This is a genomic window from Rhodovarius lipocyclicus, assembly GCF_009900765.1.
Classification (GTDB): domain Bacteria; phylum Pseudomonadota; class Alphaproteobacteria; order Acetobacterales; family Acetobacteraceae; genus Rhodovarius; species Rhodovarius lipocyclicus.
On record NZ_JAAABL010000001.1, the window covers coordinates 17,861 to 36,235 of the forward strand.

Sequence of the window (18,375 nt, forward strand, 5' to 3'; positions counted from 1 at the left end):
GATCAGCAGGCCATGTGCGATGCAGCGCGGCGCGGGGCCCTGTTCCCCGCGCCGCGCCGCGTATCAGCTGCGCACCAGCGAGCAGCCCCCCTCCGCCAGCGGGCGGAAGCTTTCCTCGGCCGAGGTGGTGGCGAGCAGCTTGTAGTAATCCCACGGCGCGCGGCTTTCGGCCGGGCTCTTCACCTCGAACAGATAGGTCGGGTGAATCTTGCGGCCGTCCACGCGGATGCTGCCGGCACCGAAGCAGTCATCCTCGGTGGGGGTGGCCTTCATGCGGTTCACGGCTTCCACGCCGCTGGCCTTGGCGGCGGCCACACCCATCTCGGCCACGGCCTTCAGGTAATGCAGCGCGCCGGCGTAGCAGCCCGCATGCACCATGGTGGGCTTCACATTGCCCGGCAGGTTGCCGATGCGCTGGGTGAAGGCGCGGGTGCGGTCGTTCAGATCCCAGTAGAAGCTTTCCGTCAGCACCAGCCCCTGCGCCGTCTGCAGGCCCAGGCTGTGCACGTCGGTGATGAACACCAGCAGCCCCGCCAGCTTCACGCCGCGCCGGGTGATGCCGAATTCCGCCGCCTGCTTGATGCTGTTGATGGTGTCCGCACCCGCATTCGCCAGCCCGATCACCTGCGCGCGCGAAGCCTGCGCCTGCACGAGATAGGAGGAGAAGTCGGTCGTGCCCGGGAAGGGCGTGCGCACGCTGCCCAGGATGCTGCCGCCCGCATTGCGGATGAAGGTGCTGGTGTCGCGTTCCAGCGCGTGGCCGAAGGCGTAGTCGGCGGTGATGAAGAACCAGCGCTGCCCGCCCGCGCGCACCATGGCGCCGCCGGTGGATTTGGCCAGCATCCAGGTGTCGTAGGTCCAGTGGATGGTGTTGGGCGAGCAGGCGGAGCCCGTCAGGTCGGACGCCGCGGCGCCCGAGTTGATGAACACCTTGTTCTTCTCGCGCACGATGGTGTTCACGGCCAGCGCCACCGAGGAGGTGGGCACATCCATGATCACGTCCACGCCGTCGCGGTCGATCCACTGGCGCACCACAGTGCTGCCGACATCGGGGCGGTTCTGGTGGTCGGCCTGCACCACCTCGACCGTGATGCCGCGCGCCTCGATGCCGCTGTCCTTGATGGCCTGGCGCACCGCCTGGGTGGAGCCCGCGCCCGACAGGTCGCGATAGGTGCCGGACTGGTCGTTCAGCACGCCGATCTTGATGGTGTTGGCCGCCTGGGCGCGGGCGGAACGGTAAGGCAGCGCCCCCCAGACGGGCGTGCTGGCGGCGGCGCCCAAAAGGGCGCGACGGTTGAAGTTCATTTCTTGTGTTCCTCCTGTATGTGGGCGGCGTTCAGACGCCAAGATATTGGTGCAGCCTGTCCATCGCCCCCGCGAGTTCATGATTGGGTACGTTATCCACGACCGTTCCGTGGTCCATCACATAATGCCGGTCGGCCACCGTCTGCGCGAAGCGGAAATTCTGTTCCACCAGCAGCACGGTGAAGCCGCGCTGCTTCAGCGCCCGGATGGTCGCGCCGATCTGCTGCACGATCACCGGCGCCAGCCCTTCGCTGGGCTCATCCAGCAGCAGCAGCTTCGCACCCGTGCGCAGGATGCGCCCGATCGCCAGCATCTGCTGCTCGCCGCCCGACAGCTTGGTGCCCTGGCTGCGCGCGCGTTCCAGCAGATTGGGGAACATCTGATGGATTTCCGGCACGTTCAGCCCGCCCAGCAGCACCTCGGGCGGCAGCACCAGATTCTCACCCACGTTCAGCGAGGCGAAGATGCCCCGCTCCTCCGGGCAATAGGCGATGCCGGCGCGCGCGATCACGTCCGGGCGCGCCGCGATCAGTTCCTTGCCCTGGAACTTCACGCTGCCGGCGCGCTTGCCGGTCAGGCCCATGATGGCGCGCAGCGTGCTGGTCTTGCCCGCGCCGTTGCGGCCCAGCAGCGTCACCACCTCGCCCGCGTTGATGTCGATGTTCACGCCATGCAGCACATGGCTTTCCCCGTACCAGGCCTCGAGGCCCCGCACCTGCAGCAATGGTTCAGACATGCACACTCTCCGGGGCGCCGACGCTTTGCGGGTCCTCGCCCAGATAGGCCGCGATCACTTCGGGGTTGCGGGAGACCTCGGCATAGTCGCCCTCCGCCAACACCTGGCCGCGCGCCAGCACGGTGATGCGGTCGCACAGCCCCTCGACCACCTTCAGATTGTGTTCCACCAGCAGCACGGTGCGGCCGACGGAGACACGCTTCACCAGGGCGACGATGCGGTCCACGTCCTCGGCCGTCATGCCGGCCGTGGGTTCGTCCAGCAGCATCATCTGCGGTTCCATCGCCAGCGTCGTGGCCATCTCCAGCGCACGCTTGCGGCCATAGGGAAGCTGGCCGGCGGAAAGCTGCGCGTATTCCGTCAGCCCCACATCCTCCAGCAATTCCATGGCCCGCGAATCGTACTGCTTCAGCAGAGAGGCGGGGCGCCAGAAATCGAAGCTGTTCCCCCGCTGGCGCTGCAGCGCCACGCGCACATTCTCCATCACCGACAGGTGCGGAAACACCGCCGAGATCTGGAAGCTGCGCACGAGGCCGAGGCGCGCGACCTCGGCGGGCTTCATCGCGGTGATGTCGCGCCCGTCATAGGTGATGCGCCCCCGCGTGACCGGCAGGAACTTCGTCAGCAGATTGAAGCAGGTTGTCTTGCCCGCGCCGTTCGGTCCGATCAGGGCGTGGATCGAACCACGCCTGACCTTGAGGTTCACGCCGGAGACCGCGGCGAAGCCGCGGAACTCCTTGGTCATACCCTCAGTCTCCAGGATGAAGTCGTTCACCCGGTTGCCTCTCCTACGTTTCCTGCGTCGTCATTCGGGTGAGTTCCCCACCCGTTAACCTTGTTATGGCGATGCAACATCCGCATGGCAAGCATCGAAAACACGCTGAGGTGAAAGCATTGCCAGAACGCCAAGCCCCCAGACGCGCAGAGGAATTTCAGCGAAGCCCGTCATGGCCCTCGATCTCCTCGGCGCTCAGCCCGCCGATGCGCGGACAGGGCCGCCCGCCCTTGGACAAGGCCAGCGCCAGCAGGATTTCCCCAGCCATCGGCGCGTCCGTCACGCGCAGTTCGATGGCGTCGAAATGACTGCGGACGAAGGCCGCGTCCTTGTGCCCCAGCGGGATGTCGATGGTGGCCCCCATCCCCGCCCGTTTCTTGGCAGAGGGGATCAGCGCGGCACCCCCGCCCAGCGCGGCGCGCACGGGCGTGCCCATCTTGGGGTGCAGCAGGGCGGCGGCGTGTTCCAGCTCACCTCCCTCCCCCACGATGGCGGCCTTGCCGTAGGAATCGGCCTCGCCCCCCATCGCGGCCAGGGCGCGTTCGACCAGTTCAGCGCCCAGCGCCTCCCCGGCGTCGATCAGGGGTGTCAGGTCCTGTTCGAAATGCCCGGCGAAGGGGTTTTTCAGCACGCAGGCCGCGATGGCGCGGCGGCGCGGCTGCGGCAGGGGGCGCCCGCCTTCCTCCAGCACGTCCTCGGTCAGCAGGATGAATTTACGGATCTGCATCGGCATGGGTCACACCTTCGCGGGGGCACGGCAGGGCTTGGGCAATGCCCGCCTGACGGCCCGGTTTCCTTCCCAAGCTGGAACTGGTGCGCCCCGCGCCGCAATGCCAGTGTTCAGGGTGGCAAGGAGCAGGCGATGAGCGACAGAACCGCCATTTTCGGGGCCCGCGAGGGCAATGAAGGCATTGTGCGCTGCGATGCCTGCCCGGTGCTGTGCCGCATCCGCCCCGGCCGCGCCGGCGCCTGCCAGCGTTATGCCAATGAGGACGGCCGCCTGGTCCGCACCGAGCCGCTGGTGCTGCTGGAGCGCACAGTGGCCGAGAACGGCCGCGTGGTACCGTTCCTCGAAGCCTCCCGCGACTGGTCCGGCGGCATCGCGCCGGCCGAGGAATACTTCGTCTCCGCCATCGGCGCCGGCACCACCTATCCGGACTACAAGCCCGCCCCCTTCATCGTGCAGACCGAATTCCAGGGCGTGGACACCGTGACCGTCGTGACGGAGGGCATTTTCAGCTACGCGGGCGTGAAGGTGAAGATCGACACCGACCGCCACCTGGGCCCCGAATGCGCGGCCGTGCGGTATGAGGGCGAGCAGATCGGCCATGTCACCACCGCCGAATATGGCAGCCAGATGCTGTCGCTGGGCGGCGTGCACCACCTGACCGGCGGCTCGAAGCGTGAGGGTCAGGTGACCTGCCAGGCGGTCCTCGCCCTGTCGAACAAGCAGGCCATCGAGGTCTCGATCGACGGCGGCGCCACGCTGGTGATCCAGGCCGGCAAGCCGCCCATCGTGAATGGGGAACCGGAGGCCCGCATGCGCGTGGGCTGCGGGGCCGCCACCATCGGCATCTTCGCCCAGCAATGGTTCGGCCATGTGGATGAGGTGGTGGTGATCGACGACCACATCACCGGCGTGCTGACCGAGCACCAAGCGGGCAAGTGCCTGGACATGCGGGCGGCGGGCGTGCGCGTGCGCGGCCGGCGCTCCACCCCGGGGCGGTATTTCCAGGTGGCCGGGCCCGGCGCCGGCTGGGGCGGCACCAGCATCACGGACCCGCTGGACGTGATCGAGAGCATCGACCCCAAAACCGCCTGGCCCGGCATGCGCATGCTGATGGTCAGCACCACGGGCGAGGATTCGGCCTGGTTCGTGCTGGATGACGCGCTGCGCCCCGTCCCCGCCCCCATGCCGGCCGCGGTGCGTGCCGTGGTGGAACGAATCGGCGAGAATTGCGAACCGGCCATGACCTCCGTGCTGTTCATGGCGGGAGCCGGCGGGTCGCTGCGCGCGGGGGTGACGGAGAACCCCATCCTGCTGACGCGCAAGGTGCAGTCGGGCGAGATCCGCATCACCATGGGGGGCGCGCCCTGCATTCTGTGGCCGGGGGGCGGCATCACGATCATGGCGGATGTGCTATCCATGCCGGACGGGGCGTTCGGTTACGTCCCCACCCCTGCCCTGGTGGCACCGCTGGAGTTCACCATGCCCGCGAGCCTGTATGCCGCGATCGGCGGCCACACCGCCCAGGCGGTGCCCCTGGCCGAGATCCTGAAGGACTACGGGGACGCCGCCCGCCGCGAATCGTTGCGCGGAGACCTGCCATGGCCTGGCGCCCCGGCCTGAGCGCGAAGGACCTGCCGGACGGGCGATTCTGCCTGGAGGAAGGGCCGATCAGCCTGGTGATCGGCATCGAGGGCAAGCCCGTGGCGGTGCGCGCCGCGCAGCAGGCCGCCATGATCCGCATGGAAGGCCTGCTGGCCGCCCTGTGCGAGGAACTACCCCTGCTGCGTGCCCCCCTGGACAACGCCATGCCCGCCCTGCGCCACCCCGTGGCCCGGCGCATGGTCGAGGCCTGCTGGCCCCACCGCGCCGATTTCATCACCCCCATGGCCGCCGTGGCCGGCGCGGTGGCCGAGCACATCCTGAACGCCATCACCGAGGTGCAGGGCATCCAGGCCGCGCATGTGAACAATGGCGGCGACATCGCGGTGTTCCTGGCGCGCGGCGCCAACCTGCGCGTGGGGCTGTGCGCCGACCTGGCCGATGGCCGGCCGGATGGGCTGGCGGTGCTGGCGGCGGGCGACGGCATCGGCGGCATCGCCACCAGCGGCTGGCCGGGGCGCAGCTTCTCTCGGGGGGTGGCCGACGCCGTGACCGTGCTGGCCGCCCGCGCGGCGGATGCCGACGCGGCCGCCACCATCATCGCCAACGCCACCGACGCCGACCACCCGGCCGTGCAGCGCCAGCCAGCCCGCGCGCTGGACCCGGACAGCGACCTGGGTGACATCCTCGTGACCACGGGCGTGCGCGCGCTGCCGCCGCCGCTGGTGCTGCTGGCGCTGGAACGCGGTGCGCGCGTGGCCGAAAGGCTGGTCTCACGCGGGTTGATCCGGGCCGCGCTGCTGCGGGTGCAGGGGCAATCCCTGCAGGTGGGCGAATGCAGGGTGCAGGCCCTGCCTAAGGGATAGCGGCCAGGGCGCTTGCCCCGCACCCTGCCCCCCTGCGATGATGCCAAGCCATTGAGGGAACAGGCATGTCGGACACGGAACAGAATGGCAAGCTTGGGCGGCGCCTGATGGTGCTGCGCCTGGCGGCGGCGGGTGGCGCGGCCGGCGCGCTGCCGGCGCAGGCCCAGGGGCCGAAATCCGGCTGGCGCGCGCCGCCGGGCGCGGCGCCCGAGGGCGTGACCGACAACGACCCCGATGACCCCGTGGGGCGCGGCCGCGGCACCGGCAACCGCCCCGGCGGCGCGACGGACAACGACCCCAACGACCCGCCCGGCCAGGGCCGTGGGCGCGGCGGTGGCGGTGGCGCGCCGAACGGGCCCACCGACAACGACCCCAACGATCCGCCCGGCCAGGGGCGCGGGCGTGGTGGTGGCGTCCCCAACGGCCCCTCGGACAGCGATCCCAACGACCCGCCGGGCCGTGGGCGCGGCGGCAGCCGTCCGCGCACCCCCACGGGCCCCAGCGACAGCGACCCCAACGACCCGCCCGGCCAGGGCCGGGGCGGCAACCGGCCGGCACCGACCGGTGCCTCCGACAGCGACCCGAACGACCCGCCGGGCCAGGGCCGGGGCCGGGGCGCGCCCCCGCCGGTGGCGGCGCCGCCCGCACCCCGGGGCGGCGGCACCAAGTAGCGGCTACCCCGCCTTGCGCACCTGGTTATAGGGCGCGTAGGGCGGGTGCTCGCCGATCACGCTCATATCGATCTCGACCAGCACGGGGCCCTTGGTGGCAAAGGCCTTTTCCAGCGTCGGGCCGAATGCCTCGATGCTGGCCACGCGCATCCCCGGCAGCCCGGCCAGTGCCGCCAGCGCCATCAGGTCCGGCCCCTTCAGGTCGTGATAGAAGCGGCGGCCGGCCGCGTAATCCTGGATGTGCCGGATCACGCCATAGCCCTTGTCGTTCATCACCATGATGACCAGCTCGGCCTGCTCCTGCACCGCCGTCCACAGCTCCGGCAGGTTCACGGCGAAGCCGCCATCGCCCACCATGGCGATGGCCTTGCGGCCATTGCCCGCCAGCGCCGCACCGATGCCCAGCGGCAGCCCGGGCCCGATCGCCGCCCCCACCGGATGCACCGCGTCACGCGGCCCCAGCACCGGAAAGATGCGGTTGCCCCAGGCGGAGTTGCTGATCGTGACATCGCGCACCCACAGCGCATCCTTGGGCATCACCGCGCGCAGGGTGGCGGGGAAGCTCTCATACGGGCCGAGGGTGGCAGCGAATTCGGCCACCGCCCTGGCCTTCAGCGCGGCCAGGTCGCGCTGGAATTCGGGCGGCTTGGCTTCCAGCGCATCGGCGATGGCATGCATCGTCAGGGCCGCGTCGCCCTGCACGAACACATCGGCCGGATAGGTGCGGCCATTCGCCGCCGGGTCGATGTCCACATGGATCAGGGGCTTGGGCAGCTTCAGGGCGAAGTCCAGCGTCTCATGCCCGCGCAGGCGGCTGCCCACCACCAGCAGCGCGTCGCAACTGCCATAGAATTCGGCCACCGGCGGCGCACCCGCGCCATGCAGCCCGCCCAGCGTGCGCGGATCATCCTCCGCGATCACGCCGCGCCCGTTCCAGGAGGTGACGGCACCGAAGCCGAGGTCCAGCAGGCGCAGCGCGGCCTCCCGCGCGCCCTTGGCGCCATTGCCCAGCCACAGCATGGGGCGCTTGGCCTGCTGCAGCGCGGCGATGGCGGCGGCCAGGCCATGGGGCTCCGGCGGCGGCGCGGGCGGGATGTTGAGGGCGATGTTCGCCCAGTCCGGCCGCGCGACCTCCATGCGCTGGATGTCGATCGGGATTTCCACGCTGACGGGCCCGCGCGGGGGCGTCAGGGCGGCGGTGGCGGCGGCCATCAGGGTGGCCAGGGCCTCCTGTGGGGCGCGCACGCGGAAGGCGCGCTTGCACACCGCGCCCAGCATGTCCGTCTGGCCCGGCACGTCATGCACCGTGCCCATGTCGCGGTCGATGAAGCGCGTGGCGGTCTGGCCGGTGATGTGCAGCACCGGGCTGCCGGCGAAGCGCGCCTCGACCAGCCCGGGCACCGCATTGGCCGCCCCGGGCCCCGTGGAGGTGAACACCACCCCCAGATGCCCCGCCACCCGGGCATAGGCATCGGCCATATGGGCCCCGCCCATCTCGCCGCGCGCCATCACGTAACGCACGGCGTTGCGCTGGCTGAGCGCGTCCAGCATCGGAATATTGTGCACGGAGACAATGCCGAAGGCGGTGTTCACACCCACCGCCGGCAGGAACTCGGCCACGAGTTCACCCACCGTATAGGCCATGGCGTTTCTTCCCTATTTGTTATGGGAAGAACTGTGCACCCGCTTGCGCAGCTGGGGAAGCGCTCCTCAATCCGTCAGCCGGATATTGGCACGCCGGATCACTTCCCCCCATAGCGCGCTTTCATGTTCGACCAGATTGCCGAATTCCTGGGGTGTGCTGCCCACGGGTTCCGCACCGTCGCGCGCCATGCGCTCGCGGATATCCGGCCGGCGCGCGGCCTCCTGCACCGCGGCGGACAGGCGCTCCACCGCCCCCGCCGGCATACCCCGCAGCCCGAACAGCCCGAACCACAGATAGGCCGTCAGCTGCGGCCAGCCCTGCTCGGCGAAGGTCGGGATGTCGGGCGCCGCCTCCAGCCGCCGTTCGGAACTGACGGCCAGGATACGCAGCTGCCCGGCACGGTGGTTGTTGATGGCCGGCAGCACGCCGTCGAAGCACATCTTCACATTGCCCGCGACCGCATCGGACAGCATGGGCCCCGAGCCGCGATACGGCACATCCTGCAGGTCGAGCCCCATGATGGCCTCCGCCTGCTCCGCGAAGACGTGGGTCATGCCGCCGCGCCCCACGGTGCCATAGGCGTGCTGGCCCGGCTCGGCCTTCACCTTGGCCACCCATTCGGCCAGGGTCCGGGCTGGGAAGCTCGGATGCACATGCAGCACCAGCGGCAGCCGGGTTCCATTGGAAATCGGCACGAAGGCCGCCGGGTCATAGCTCAGCCGCGAATAGAGATGCGGGTTGGTGGTGATCACCGCCTGCCCGGCCCAGAGCAGGGTGTGGCCATCGGGTGCCGCCTCGGCCACCGCGTTGGCGGCGATGGCCCCTGCCCCGCCGCCACGGTTTTCCACCAGCACGGGCTGGCCCAGGGTCTCGGCCATGCGGGCACCAATGGCGCGCGCGCCGTTGTCGGCCGCCCCACCCGCCGCGAAGGGCACGACCAGGCGGATGGGGCGGGTCGGCGACCAGCCTTGCGCCAGCGCCGGGGCCGCCAGCAGCAGCGGCGCCGCCAGGAAGCCGCGCCGGAACATCACTGGCGCTCCAGCCCCACAGCGGCGGCGAGTTCGGCATAGCGCGTGATCTCGCTGCCCAGGAAGGTCTTGGCGTGGTCCACCGTGCCCGGTGTGGGGGTGTAGCCCAGGCGGGCCAGGCGGGCGCCCACCTCGGGGTCGGCCAGCACGCGGTTCAGCGCGGCATTGGCGCGCGCCTGCATGCCAGCGGGTGCCGGGTTGTTGGTGGCCAGCCCGAACCACACGGTCAGCGAGAAGCCAGGCACTGAGGCACCCACCGGCGGGATCTCGGGCGCCAGCGCGAAGGGCTGGGCCGTGGTGACGCCCAGCGCCCGCACGCGGCCCTCCCGCACCTGGGCCATGCCGTTGGCGAAGTCGGTGAAGGTGCTGTCGATCCGGCCCGCCATCACGTCGGTCAGCGCCTCGGGGCCCCCGCGATAGGGCACCGAGGTCATGGTGACGCCCGCCGTGCGGTTCATCTGCGCGCTGGCGATCAGCGAGGAGTAGTTGCCGTAGCTGAAGGTCAGCTGGCCGGGGCGTGCCTTGGCGCGCTCGATCAGATCAGCCACCGAGGTGGCGCCGTTCATCGGCGACACCAGCAGGTACGGCGCCTCCGCGACCTGGCCGATATGGGTGAAGTCGTTCAGCGGGTCATAGCCCAGGCTGCGCACCATATAGGGGTTCAGCGCGCCGTTGGTGACCGACAGCACCACCCAGGTATGGCCGTCGGCGGGGGCCGTCTTGGCCGCTATGGTGCCCACCACGCCGTTGCCGCCCGGCCGATTCTCGATGACCACCGGCTGGCCCAGCACATGGCTCAGCGGCTCGGCCAGGTTGCGGAACAGCGTGTCCGTCACCGAGCCCGCCGGGAAGGCGATGACCATGCGGATGGGCCGGTCGGGCCAGTTCTGCGCCAGAGCGGGGGCGGCCAACAGCGAGCACGGCAGGGCCAAGGCCCCACGGCGGGTCATTCTCATCCAATTTCCTCCGTGGCGCGATGGGCTCGCGCCTGTCTTTGTGATCGCATCGTTGTGCGGCGCGGCGCCCGAGGCAAGGGCCAATGTGGTTTGCGCGGCGCGGGCGGGCGCGCTACGGCGGGCCGCATGATCCTGATCGGCATAGGCGCCAACCTGCCCGGCCCCGATGGCGGCGCGCCGCTGGCCAGTTGCCGCGCGGCGGCGGCGGCGCTGGACGCCATTCCCGGCATGCGGCTGGCGGCCCTCTCCCGCTGGTGGGAAAGCGCGCCCATCCCGCCCATGCCCGGCGCGCCCTGGTTCGTGAACGGCGTGGCCCGGCTGGAGGGCACGTTGGACCCCGACGCCCTGCTGGCCGCCCTGCATGGCATCGAGGACCGGTTCCACCGCGCCCGCCCCTATCCCAACGCGCCCCGCACGCTGGACCTGGACCTGCTGGCCTATGATGACATCGTGCGCCCCGGCCCGGGGCTGATCCTGCCGCACCCCCGCATGCAGGACCGCCGCTTCGTGCTGGAACCGCTGCTGGAGGTGGCCCCCGACTGGCGCCACCCCCTGCTGGGCCCGGCCGGCGCGCTGCTGAAAGCGCTGCCGCCACAGGAACTTCACCCGCTTCCGGCCTGATCGGCTTGCCTTTCGGGGCGCGCGTGGCTATCTGGAGGTTTGAGCATCGGCGCCGCATTGGCGCACAGGAGTACCCATGGCCCGCGTTACCGTTGAGGACTGCATTCTTCAGGTTCCGAACCGCTTCGAGCTGGTTCTCTACGCCGCGCAGCGCGCCCGCAACATCAGCCGCGGTGAGAGCCTGACCCTGGACCGCGACAATGACAAGAACCCCGTCGTCGCCCTGCGCGAAATCGCGGAGCAGACGGTCGAGCTGCCGAACCTGGAAGCCGACCTGATCAAGTCCCTGTCCCGCGCGCCGGAGCCCGAGCCCGTCGAGGACGAGGTGATGGACCTGATCGCGACCGACGAGAACATCTTCGGCGTGATGGACGTGAACGAGGAACTTCCGGGCGGCGACAGCCCCGAGGAAGGCGTGGACATCGAGGCCGCGATCGGCGCCGAACTCTTCGGCGACGACCAGTAAGGCGCCCGGGGTGCCGGGCGCGGACCCGCATCCCACCGCCGACCGGGCACCGAGAGCCCCGGAAGGCACCAGCTTGGCCGCGGGGGCAACCACGCCCCCGCCGGTCATTCCCGGCCTGATCGAAGCCCTCGCCTTCGCCAACCGCGCCGCCGACGCGGACCCCCGCCTGGACCGCGACGTGATCGTGGAGGCCGCGCGCTTCGCGGCCGAGGCCCATGCCCAGCAGGCCCGCAAGAATGGCGAGCCCTATATCATCCACCCGGTCGCGGTGGCGGGCATCCTGTCCAACTACAAGCTCGACACCGCCACCATCGCCACGGCCCTGCTGCACGATGTGGTGGAGGACACCGAGCACAAGCTGCCCGAGATCCAGCGCCGTTTCGGCGCCGAGGTCGCGAAGCTGGTGGATGGCGTCACCAAGCTCTCCCGCATCGAGGTGCAGAGCGAGCGCACCAAGCAGGCCGAAAACCTGCGCAAGCTACTGGTGGCCGTCAGCGAGGACATCCGCGTCCTGCTGGTCAAACTGGCGGACCGGCTGCACAACATGCAGACGCTGCATCACGTGCCCAACCCGGAAAAACGGGCCCGCACCGCGCGTGAGACGCTGGACATCTACGCCCCGCTGGCCGAACGCATCGGCCTGGAGCGCTTCAAGACCGAGCTCGAAAACCTCTCCTTCCGCGAACTGAACCCGGAGGCCTGGCAGGGCATCCAGTCCCGCCTGACCTTCCTGCGCGGCCAATCGGCGGACCTGATCGGCGAGATCGAGAAGGACATCGCCGAAGTGCTGGAAAAGCACGGGCTGCATGCGCTGGAGGTGCAGGGGCGGCAGAAATCCCCCTACTCCATCTGGCGCAAGATGAAGGCCAAGGACGTGACCTTCGAGGCGCTGTCCGATGTCATGGCCTTCCGCCTGCTGGTCGAGGAAAAATCCCAGTGCTACGCGGCCCTCGGCGCGCTGCACGATGCCTATCGGGTCATCCCCGGGCGCTTCAAGGACTACATCTCCACCCCCAAGGCCAACGGCTACCAGTCCCTGCACACGGGCGTGACGGTGCCGGCCAAGCGCCACGCCAAGATCGAGGTGCAGATCCGCACCCGCGCGATGCATGAGGTCGCGGAATACGGCGTGGCCGCGCATTGGGTGTACAAGCAGGGCGCCATGGAGGGCGGCGGCCCGCGCCGCTACCCCTGGATGAAGGCGCTGGTCGAGATCATCGAGAACGCGGCCGACCCGCAGGACGTTCTCGAAAACACCAAGCTGGAACTGCACACCGACAGCGTCTTCGTCTTCACGCCCAAGGGCGAGCTGTTCGAACTGCCGCGCGGCGCCACCCCCATCGACTTCGCCTATCGCGTGCACAGCCAGGTGGGCGACACCTGCGTCGGCGCCAAGGTGAACGGCAAGGTGATGCCGCTGCGCCAGCCGCTGTCCAACGGCGACCAGATCGAGATCATCACGACCCGCGGCGGCAAGCCGAACCCGGACTGGATGAACTTCGTCGTCACCGGCCGTGCCCGCGCGCGCATCCGCCGCTTCGCCCAGGCGGCCGAGCGCGAGAAGTTCGGTGAGGACGGGCGCTCGGCCATCGCCAAGGCCTTCCGCCAGGATGGGCTGGATTTCTCGGAAAAGCTGCTGGAACCGGCGCTGAAGCCGCTGAAGCAGGCCACCCTCGACGACCTGTATGTCGCGGTGGGGTCGGGTTCCATCGGCCCGCGCGAAGTGCTGTTCGCCGCCGTGCCGGAACTGCGCGGGCCCATCCGCTCGCCCGACTCCCTGATGCTGGCCCGCCCGCGCGGCCGCCTGGGCGCCGGCCCCCTGCTGACCGGGCGGGGCGAGCGCGAGGTGGAGGGCATCGACAGCACCGGCATCGCCGGGCTGCCGCCGGGCACGCCGATCAACTTCGCGGGCTGCTGCTGCCCGGTGCCGGGCGAGCCCATCGTGGGCGTCATCAACACCGGCCGCGCCATCACCATCCACCGGCGCGAATGCCACAGCCTGGATGCCTTCGCCGCCACGCCGGAGCGCTTCTTCGAGGTCAGCTGGGCGCCCGGCCAGGCCGAGCCCCGCACCGCCAAGCTGCATGTGACCGCCGCCAACGAACCCCCGGTGCTGGCGGGCATCACCACCACCCTGGCCAGCCAGAAGGGCACCATGAACGCCCTGCGCATCACCCGCCGGCCGGATGAGATCGACATCACCCTGGAAGCCGAGGTGCGCGACCTGCGGCACCTGTCGGATATCATGGCCTCCCTTCGGGCCTGCCAGGGCGTGATCCGGGTGGACCGCGTGAAGGGCTGACCGCTTCCTCCGTTGCGGCTATCGTGCCGCCAAACGGAGGAAGCCCATGACCACACGCCGCGCCCTGCTGGCCGCGCCGCTCGCCACGCCCGCCCTCGCCTCGGCCCAAGGCCGCACCACCGAAGTCATCATCCCCTACCCGCCCGGCGGCGGCGTCGATATCGTGGCGCGCCTCGGCTTCGCGCATGCGGGCGCGCGGCTGCCCGGCATGCGCTTCGCCTTCGTGAATCGGCCCGGTGCCTCCGGCCAGATCGGCAATGAGGCGATCTTCAACGCCGCCGCCGATGGGCTGACGCTGGGCGCGCTCGGCAACCTGTCGATCTGGACCCAGCCGCTGGAACGCCCCTGCCGCTGGCGCGCCGAGGATTTCACCGCCATCGCCAATGTGGTCGAGGACCCCTCCGGCCTGTTCGTGCGCGCCGATTCCCCGCTGCGCAGCCTGGACGACCTGATCCGCGCCCTGCGCGGCCGGCCGGAGAGCGTCTCGGTCGGCAGCGCCGCCGGCGTGGGTTCCGACGACCACCTGGTGCTGCTGGCGCTGGAGGAAGCTGCCAACATCCGCGCCCTGCACGCGCCCTATAACGGCACGGCGCTGGTCCAGCGGGACCTGCTGACGGGTGCCCTTCAGGTCGCCAGCTTCAACATGGGCGAAGGCACGGCCTTACTGCGGGAGGGCCGGATCCGCGCCCTCGGCCAGGCCGCCGCCACCCGCTGGTCGGGCACCGCGGATGTGCCCACCTTCAAGGAGCAGGGCTTCGATGTGGTCATCGGCTCCTCCCGCGGGATCGTGGGCCCGCCGGGCATGCCGGCGGAGCTGGTGGAGCGCCTGCGCGACGCCTTCCGCCAGACCTTCGCCGACCCGCGCTTCGTGATGGAGGCCGAGCGCGCCTCCATGCCGCTGCGCCCGCTGGTGGGCGAGGATTTCCGCCAGCTGATGCTGGCCGAGGGTGCCTGGGTGCGTGCGCTCTATGCCCGCCGCCCCTGGTCGCGGGAGGCTTGATTGCCACCTCACCAGCACTGGTGCAGACTCGCTGTATAGAACGGGAGATAACCCATGGCCGACTACACCAACACCCTGCTGCATATCGCCGGCGAATGGCGCCCCGCCGCCGATGGCCGGACCATCGACGTGCTGAACCCCGCCAATGAGGAAGTGATCGGCACCGTCGCCCATGCCTCCAAGGCGGATCTGGACGCCGCCCTGGCCGCCGCCGAGCGCGGCTTCGCCACCTGGCGCAAGGTCGCGGCCTTCGAGCGCGGCAAGCTGATGCGCAAGGCCGCCGACCTGCTGCGCAGCCGCGCCGACACCATCGCCCGCTACATGACGCTGGAACAGGGCAAGCCCCTGCCGGAAGCCAAGATGGAGGTGATGGCCGGCGCCGACACCATCGACTGGTTCGCCGAGGAAACCCGCCGCGCCTATGGCCAGATCATCCCGGCCCGCGCGCCCAACGTGTACCAGCTGGCGATCAAGGAGCCGGTGGGCCCCGTCGCCGCCTTCACGCCCTGGAACTTCCCGATCAACCAGGTGATCCGCAAGCTGTCGGCGGCGCTGTCCACCGGCTGCTCCATCATCGTGAAGGCGCCGGAGGAGACCCCGGCCTCCCCCGCCGAGATGATCCGCTGCTTCCTCGACGCCGGCGTGCCGGGCGATGTGATCAGCCTCGTCTATGGCGTGCCGTCCGAGATCTCGGGCTACCTGATCCCGCACCCGACCATCCGCAAGATCACCTTCACGGGCTCCACCCCGGTGGGCAAGCTGCTGGCGGGCCTCGCGGGCCAGCACATGAAGCGCGCGACGATGGAACTCGGCGGGCATTCCCCGGTGATGGTGTTCGACGACGCGGATGTGGAGGGTGCCGCCAAGATCATGGCCATCTCCAAGTTCCGCAACGCGGGCCAGGTCTGCGTCAGCCCGACGCGCTTCCTGGTGCAGGAGAAGGTGTACGACCGCTTCGTCTCCACCTTCGTCGAGCAGACCCAGAAGCTGAAGGTGGGCGACGGCATGCTGGAGGGCACCACCATGGGCCCGATGGCCAATGACCGCCGCGTGCCGGTGATGGAATCCCTGGTGGCCGATGCCCGGCAGAAGGGCGCCGAGGTCGTGACCGGCGGCAACCGTATCGGCAACAAGGGCTATTTCTTCGAGCCGACGGTGATCGCGGGCGCCACCACGGAGCTGAAGGGCATGAACGAGGAGCCCTTCGGCCCCATCGCCTTCATGCGTCCTTTCAAGGACTTCGACGAAGTGGTGACGGAAGCCAACCGCCTGCCCTGGGGCCTGGCCAGCTATGCCTTCACCTCCTCCACCCGCACGGCGCAGGCGCTGGCGGCGAGCGTCGAGGTGGGCATGATGACCATCAACCACCTGGGCCTGGCCCTGCCGGAAGTGCCCTTCGGCGGCGTGCGCGACAGCGGCTACGGCACCGAGGGCGGCTCGGGCGCCATCGAGGCTTACCTGAACACGAAGTTCGTGACGCAGGCGGGGCTGTAAGGCCCCCTCTGGCGCCCCGCCTGGAAAGGTGGGGCGCCTTTTCTTTCAGACTTTGGCCAGGGCCTTTTGTAGCGCGTCCAGCGCCTGGGCCACATCCGCCGAGCCGTTATAGGCGTGCAGCGAAAACCGCAGCCGCCCGCGCCCGCCCCAGGCCATCACCCCATCCTCGGCCATCGCGGCCGCCACGGCGTCCGATTCCGGGTGCGCCATGCACACATTCGCCCCGTGATTCGCGGGGGTGGTGGGCGTGATGCCGGCGGCGATCATGCCCTGGCGCAGATCGGCCGACAGTTTGTGGACATGGGCCTCGACCTGGGCGGGATCGTAGCCGCGCGCGAAATCCAGCGCATTGCCCAGCACATACAGCGGCAGGAAGGCCGGGTTGCCCCGGCAGAAGCGCATGGCGTCGGGCTTCAGCCTGGGCGCGGACCAGTCGGTGGGTGTTGCCACGCTGAACCAGCCCTGGGTGCTGGGCGCCCAATCCGGCTGGCGCGCCCGATTCCAATGCGCCACCGCGATGCCCGTGGTGCCCAGCAGCCATTTGTAGCAGGCGCTGAAGGCGAAATCGGCGATGCCCACCCGGATGCGCTTCCAGCCCGCCGCCTGGGTGTGGTCCACCACCAGTGCCGCGCCCACCCGGTCGGCCAGCACCCGCAAGCCTTCCAGATCGGCGGCCTCGCCGGTCAGGTTGGAGATGTCGGAGGCCAGGATCACCCGCGTGTTGGCGTCCACCATCTGCGCGATGCCGCCCAGCCCCTCGGCCAGGCGCAGTTCGACGCCCGGCAGCCGGGCGAAGGGGCCGATCATGGAGGGGTATTCGATATCGGCGGCCACCACATTGCCGCCCGCGAGGTCCATGCTCTCGGCCAGCATGGACACGCCCTCGGCCACCGAGGAGACGAAGCCGATTTCCTCGACCTGCGCGCCCCAATCCTCGGCCAGCAGGCGGCGGACGCGCAGGATTTCGTCGCCCTGCGCGTCGCGGCCGGCATAGCCCGCCGATTTGTGCCGGGCATACAGCGCGAAGGCCTGGGCGTGGCTTTCCAGGAAGGGTGGCTCCCCGCCCGCGCACAGATGCGCCACCCCCGGCGGCACGCCGAAGGCCGCGGGCGGGTAGAGCGGCGTCACGCGGCCGGTTCCAGCGTGGCGGGCACCGGCACGCCCAGCCGGGTGGCGGTGGCCACCAAGTCGCCCCAGGTCACGTCGTCCAGCGGGATGCCATCGTCATGGCGGCGATGGGCGGTGCGGCGCTCGGGGTCGCCGGGCAGCAGCACATGGCCGAAGGCGCTTTCCTGCACATAGCGGCAGATGCCCTCCACCTCGGCGGCGAAGGCGGGCAGGCTGCCCATGCGGGCCGGGTCCAGCACGAAGCCGAACATGCCGTTCACGATGGCCTTGCGCGCCGGGTCGGCGGGCGGGTTGGTGCCGCCGCCGGTCAGCGCGCCGCCCAGGATCTCGCAGATCAGCGCCAGCCCATAGCCCTTATGCGCGCCGAAGGGGCCGAGCGCCCCGCGCGGCCCGGGGCCATAGATCACGGCGGGGTCGGTGCTGGGTTCGCCCAGATGGGTGATCAGCGCGCCCGGGGGCACCTGCTTGCCGGCGTTGAAGGCCACCTTCACCTTGCCCACGGCGATGGCGCTGGTGGCGAAATCCAGGATCAGCGGCGCCTCGCCCTTGGGGATGCCGATGCAGACCGGGTTGGTGCCCATCCGCCCATCCATGCCGCCGAAGGGCGAGACCACCGGCGGGCCGGAGACGGCGTTGACGAAGAACAGCGAGATCATGCCCGCCGCCGCCGCCTGTTCGGCATAGGCGCCGATACGGCCCAGATGGTGGGTGTTGCGGATGCCCAGCATGGCAATGCCCTGGGCCTTCGCCGTCTCGATGGCCCAGGCCGTGACCTGCCGCCCGGTGGACTGGCCAAAGCCCATATGCCCGTCGAACACGCCGATCGGGCCCTCGCCAAAGGCCCGGGTGACGGTGGCGTTGGGGGTGATCTGCCCTTCCTCGGTGTTGAGGATGTAGCGCGGCACCAGCTGCACGCCGTGGCTGTCATGCCCCTTCAGGTTGGCGGCCACCAGGTCGGCCGCGACCTGGGCGGCCTCGGTGGGGGCGCTGCCCACTTTTTCCAGCAGGGCGGCGACCAGCGCCGTCAGGTCGGTGTCGGCGATACGGGGCATA

At 70.2% G+C, this 18,375-nt stretch carries 17 protein-coding genes; 8 read left to right on the forward strand and 9 right to left on the reverse strand.

Going from position 1 to position 18,375, the window contains the following annotated elements; translation table 11 throughout:
• Positions 1–63 precede the first annotated feature (63 nt).
• The 4 genes from GT007_RS00095 to GT007_RS00110 form a co-directional block, all read right to left on the reverse strand.
• Positions 64–1,305 (reverse strand): ABC transporter substrate-binding protein, encoded by a 1,242-nt coding sequence (locus GT007_RS00095; RefSeq protein WP_160119532.1) that lies wholly within the window; start codon positions 1,303–1,305, stop codon positions 64–66.
• Positions 1,306–1,336: 31 nt separating this feature from the next.
• Positions 1,337–2,041: an ABC transporter ATP-binding protein gene (locus GT007_RS00100; protein ID WP_160119533.1), complete on the reverse strand. Its 705-nt coding sequence runs from the start codon at positions 2,039–2,041 to the stop codon at positions 1,337–1,339.
• Positions 2,034–2,786, reverse strand: coding sequence for an ABC transporter ATP-binding protein (locus GT007_RS00105; RefSeq protein WP_160119534.1), 753 nt, complete (start codon positions 2,784–2,786; stop codon positions 2,034–2,036). The genes GT007_RS00100 and GT007_RS00105 overlap by 8 nt, the downstream gene beginning before the upstream one ends.
• Before the next feature lie 187 nt (positions 2,787–2,973).
• A complete protein-coding gene (locus GT007_RS00110; RefSeq protein ID WP_160119535.1) occupies positions 2,974–3,549 on the reverse strand; it encodes an amino acid synthesis family protein in 576 nt (191 codons plus the stop codon).
• 129 nt (positions 3,550–3,678) lie between these two features.
• Here GT007_RS00110 and GT007_RS00115 point away from each other — a divergent pair, with 129 nt between their 5' ends.
• The 3 genes from GT007_RS00115 to GT007_RS00125 all read left to right on the forward strand — a co-directional run bounded on the left by GT007_RS00115 (position 3,679) and on the right by GT007_RS00125 (position 6,682).
• Positions 3,679–5,166 (forward strand): 6-hydroxynicotinate reductase, encoded by a 1,488-nt coding sequence (locus GT007_RS00115; protein WP_160119536.1) that lies wholly within the window; start codon positions 3,679–3,681, stop codon positions 5,164–5,166.
• Positions 5,145–6,011 carry a UPF0280 family protein gene (locus GT007_RS00120; protein WP_160119537.1) on the forward strand — a complete coding sequence of 289 codons (867 nt, stop codon included), beginning with the start codon at positions 5,145–5,147 and terminating at the stop codon, positions 6,009–6,011. The genes GT007_RS00115 and GT007_RS00120 overlap by 22 nt, the downstream gene beginning before the upstream one ends.
• Before the next feature lie 65 nt (positions 6,012–6,076).
• Positions 6,077–6,682, forward strand: coding sequence for a hypothetical protein (locus tag GT007_RS00125; RefSeq protein WP_160119538.1), 606 nt, complete (start codon positions 6,077–6,079; stop codon positions 6,680–6,682).
• A gap of 3 nt (positions 6,683–6,685) precedes the next feature.
• Here GT007_RS00125 and GT007_RS00130 read toward each other — a convergent pair whose 3' ends face one another.
• From GT007_RS00130 to GT007_RS00140, 3 genes are all read right to left on the reverse strand, one after another.
• Complete coding sequence (locus tag GT007_RS00130) at positions 6,686–8,326, reverse strand: thiamine pyrophosphate-binding protein (RefSeq protein WP_160119539.1); 1,641 nt, start codon at positions 8,324–8,326, stop codon at positions 6,686–6,688.
• A gap of 66 nt (positions 8,327–8,392) precedes the next feature.
• Positions 8,393–9,355: a Bug family tripartite tricarboxylate transporter substrate binding protein gene (locus GT007_RS00135; RefSeq protein WP_160119540.1), complete on the reverse strand. Its 963-nt coding sequence runs from the start codon at positions 9,353–9,355 to the stop codon at positions 8,393–8,395.
• Positions 9,355–10,305 carry a Bug family tripartite tricarboxylate transporter substrate binding protein gene (locus GT007_RS00140; protein WP_160119541.1) on the reverse strand — a complete coding sequence of 317 codons (951 nt, stop codon included), beginning with the start codon at positions 10,303–10,305 and terminating at the stop codon, positions 9,355–9,357. The genes GT007_RS00135 and GT007_RS00140 overlap by 1 nt, the downstream gene beginning before the upstream one ends.
• 132 nt (positions 10,306–10,437) lie before the next feature.
• Here GT007_RS00140 and folK point away from each other — a divergent pair, with 132 nt between their 5' ends.
• The 5 genes from folK to GT007_RS00165 all read left to right on the forward strand — a co-directional run bounded on the left by folK (position 10,438) and on the right by GT007_RS00165 (position 16,194).
• Positions 10,438–10,932, forward strand: a complete 495-nt coding sequence (gene folK / locus GT007_RS00145) for a 2-amino-4-hydroxy-6-hydroxymethyldihydropteridine diphosphokinase (RefSeq protein WP_160119542.1) — start codon at positions 10,438–10,440, stop codon at positions 10,930–10,932.
• Between the two features lie 76 nt (positions 10,933–11,008).
• Positions 11,009–11,398 (forward strand): DNA-directed RNA polymerase subunit omega, encoded by a 390-nt coding sequence (rpoZ, locus tag GT007_RS00150; protein WP_160119543.1) that lies wholly within the window; start codon positions 11,009–11,011, stop codon positions 11,396–11,398.
• A gap of 73 nt (positions 11,399–11,471) precedes the next feature.
• Positions 11,472–13,700: a RelA/SpoT family protein gene (locus GT007_RS00155; protein WP_236571415.1), complete on the forward strand. Its 2,229-nt coding sequence runs from the start codon at positions 11,472–11,474 to the stop codon at positions 13,698–13,700.
• Between the two features lie 46 nt (positions 13,701–13,746).
• Positions 13,747–14,700 (forward strand): tripartite tricarboxylate transporter substrate binding protein, encoded by a 954-nt coding sequence (locus tag GT007_RS00160; RefSeq protein WP_160119545.1) that lies wholly within the window; start codon positions 13,747–13,749, stop codon positions 14,698–14,700.
• 54 nt (positions 14,701–14,754) lie between these two features.
• On the forward strand, positions 14,755–16,194 hold the full coding sequence (locus GT007_RS00165; RefSeq protein WP_160119546.1) for an NAD-dependent succinate-semialdehyde dehydrogenase: 1,440 nt from the start codon (positions 14,755–14,757) through the stop codon (positions 16,192–16,194).
• 45 nt (positions 16,195–16,239) lie between these two features.
• Here GT007_RS00165 and GT007_RS00170 read toward each other — a convergent pair whose 3' ends face one another.
• Together GT007_RS00170 and GT007_RS00175 are read right to left on the reverse strand one after the other, a co-directional pair.
• On the reverse strand, positions 16,240–17,322 hold the full coding sequence (locus GT007_RS00170) for an aminotransferase class V-fold PLP-dependent enzyme (protein ID WP_160119547.1): 1,083 nt from the start codon (positions 17,320–17,322) through the stop codon (positions 16,240–16,242).
• Positions 17,319–18,374 carry a malate/lactate/ureidoglycolate dehydrogenase gene (locus GT007_RS00175; RefSeq protein ID WP_160119548.1) on the reverse strand — a complete coding sequence of 352 codons (1,056 nt, stop codon included), beginning with the start codon at positions 18,372–18,374 and terminating at the stop codon, positions 17,319–17,321. The genes GT007_RS00170 and GT007_RS00175 overlap by 4 nt, the downstream gene beginning before the upstream one ends.
• Position 18,375: the final 1 nt, after the last annotated feature.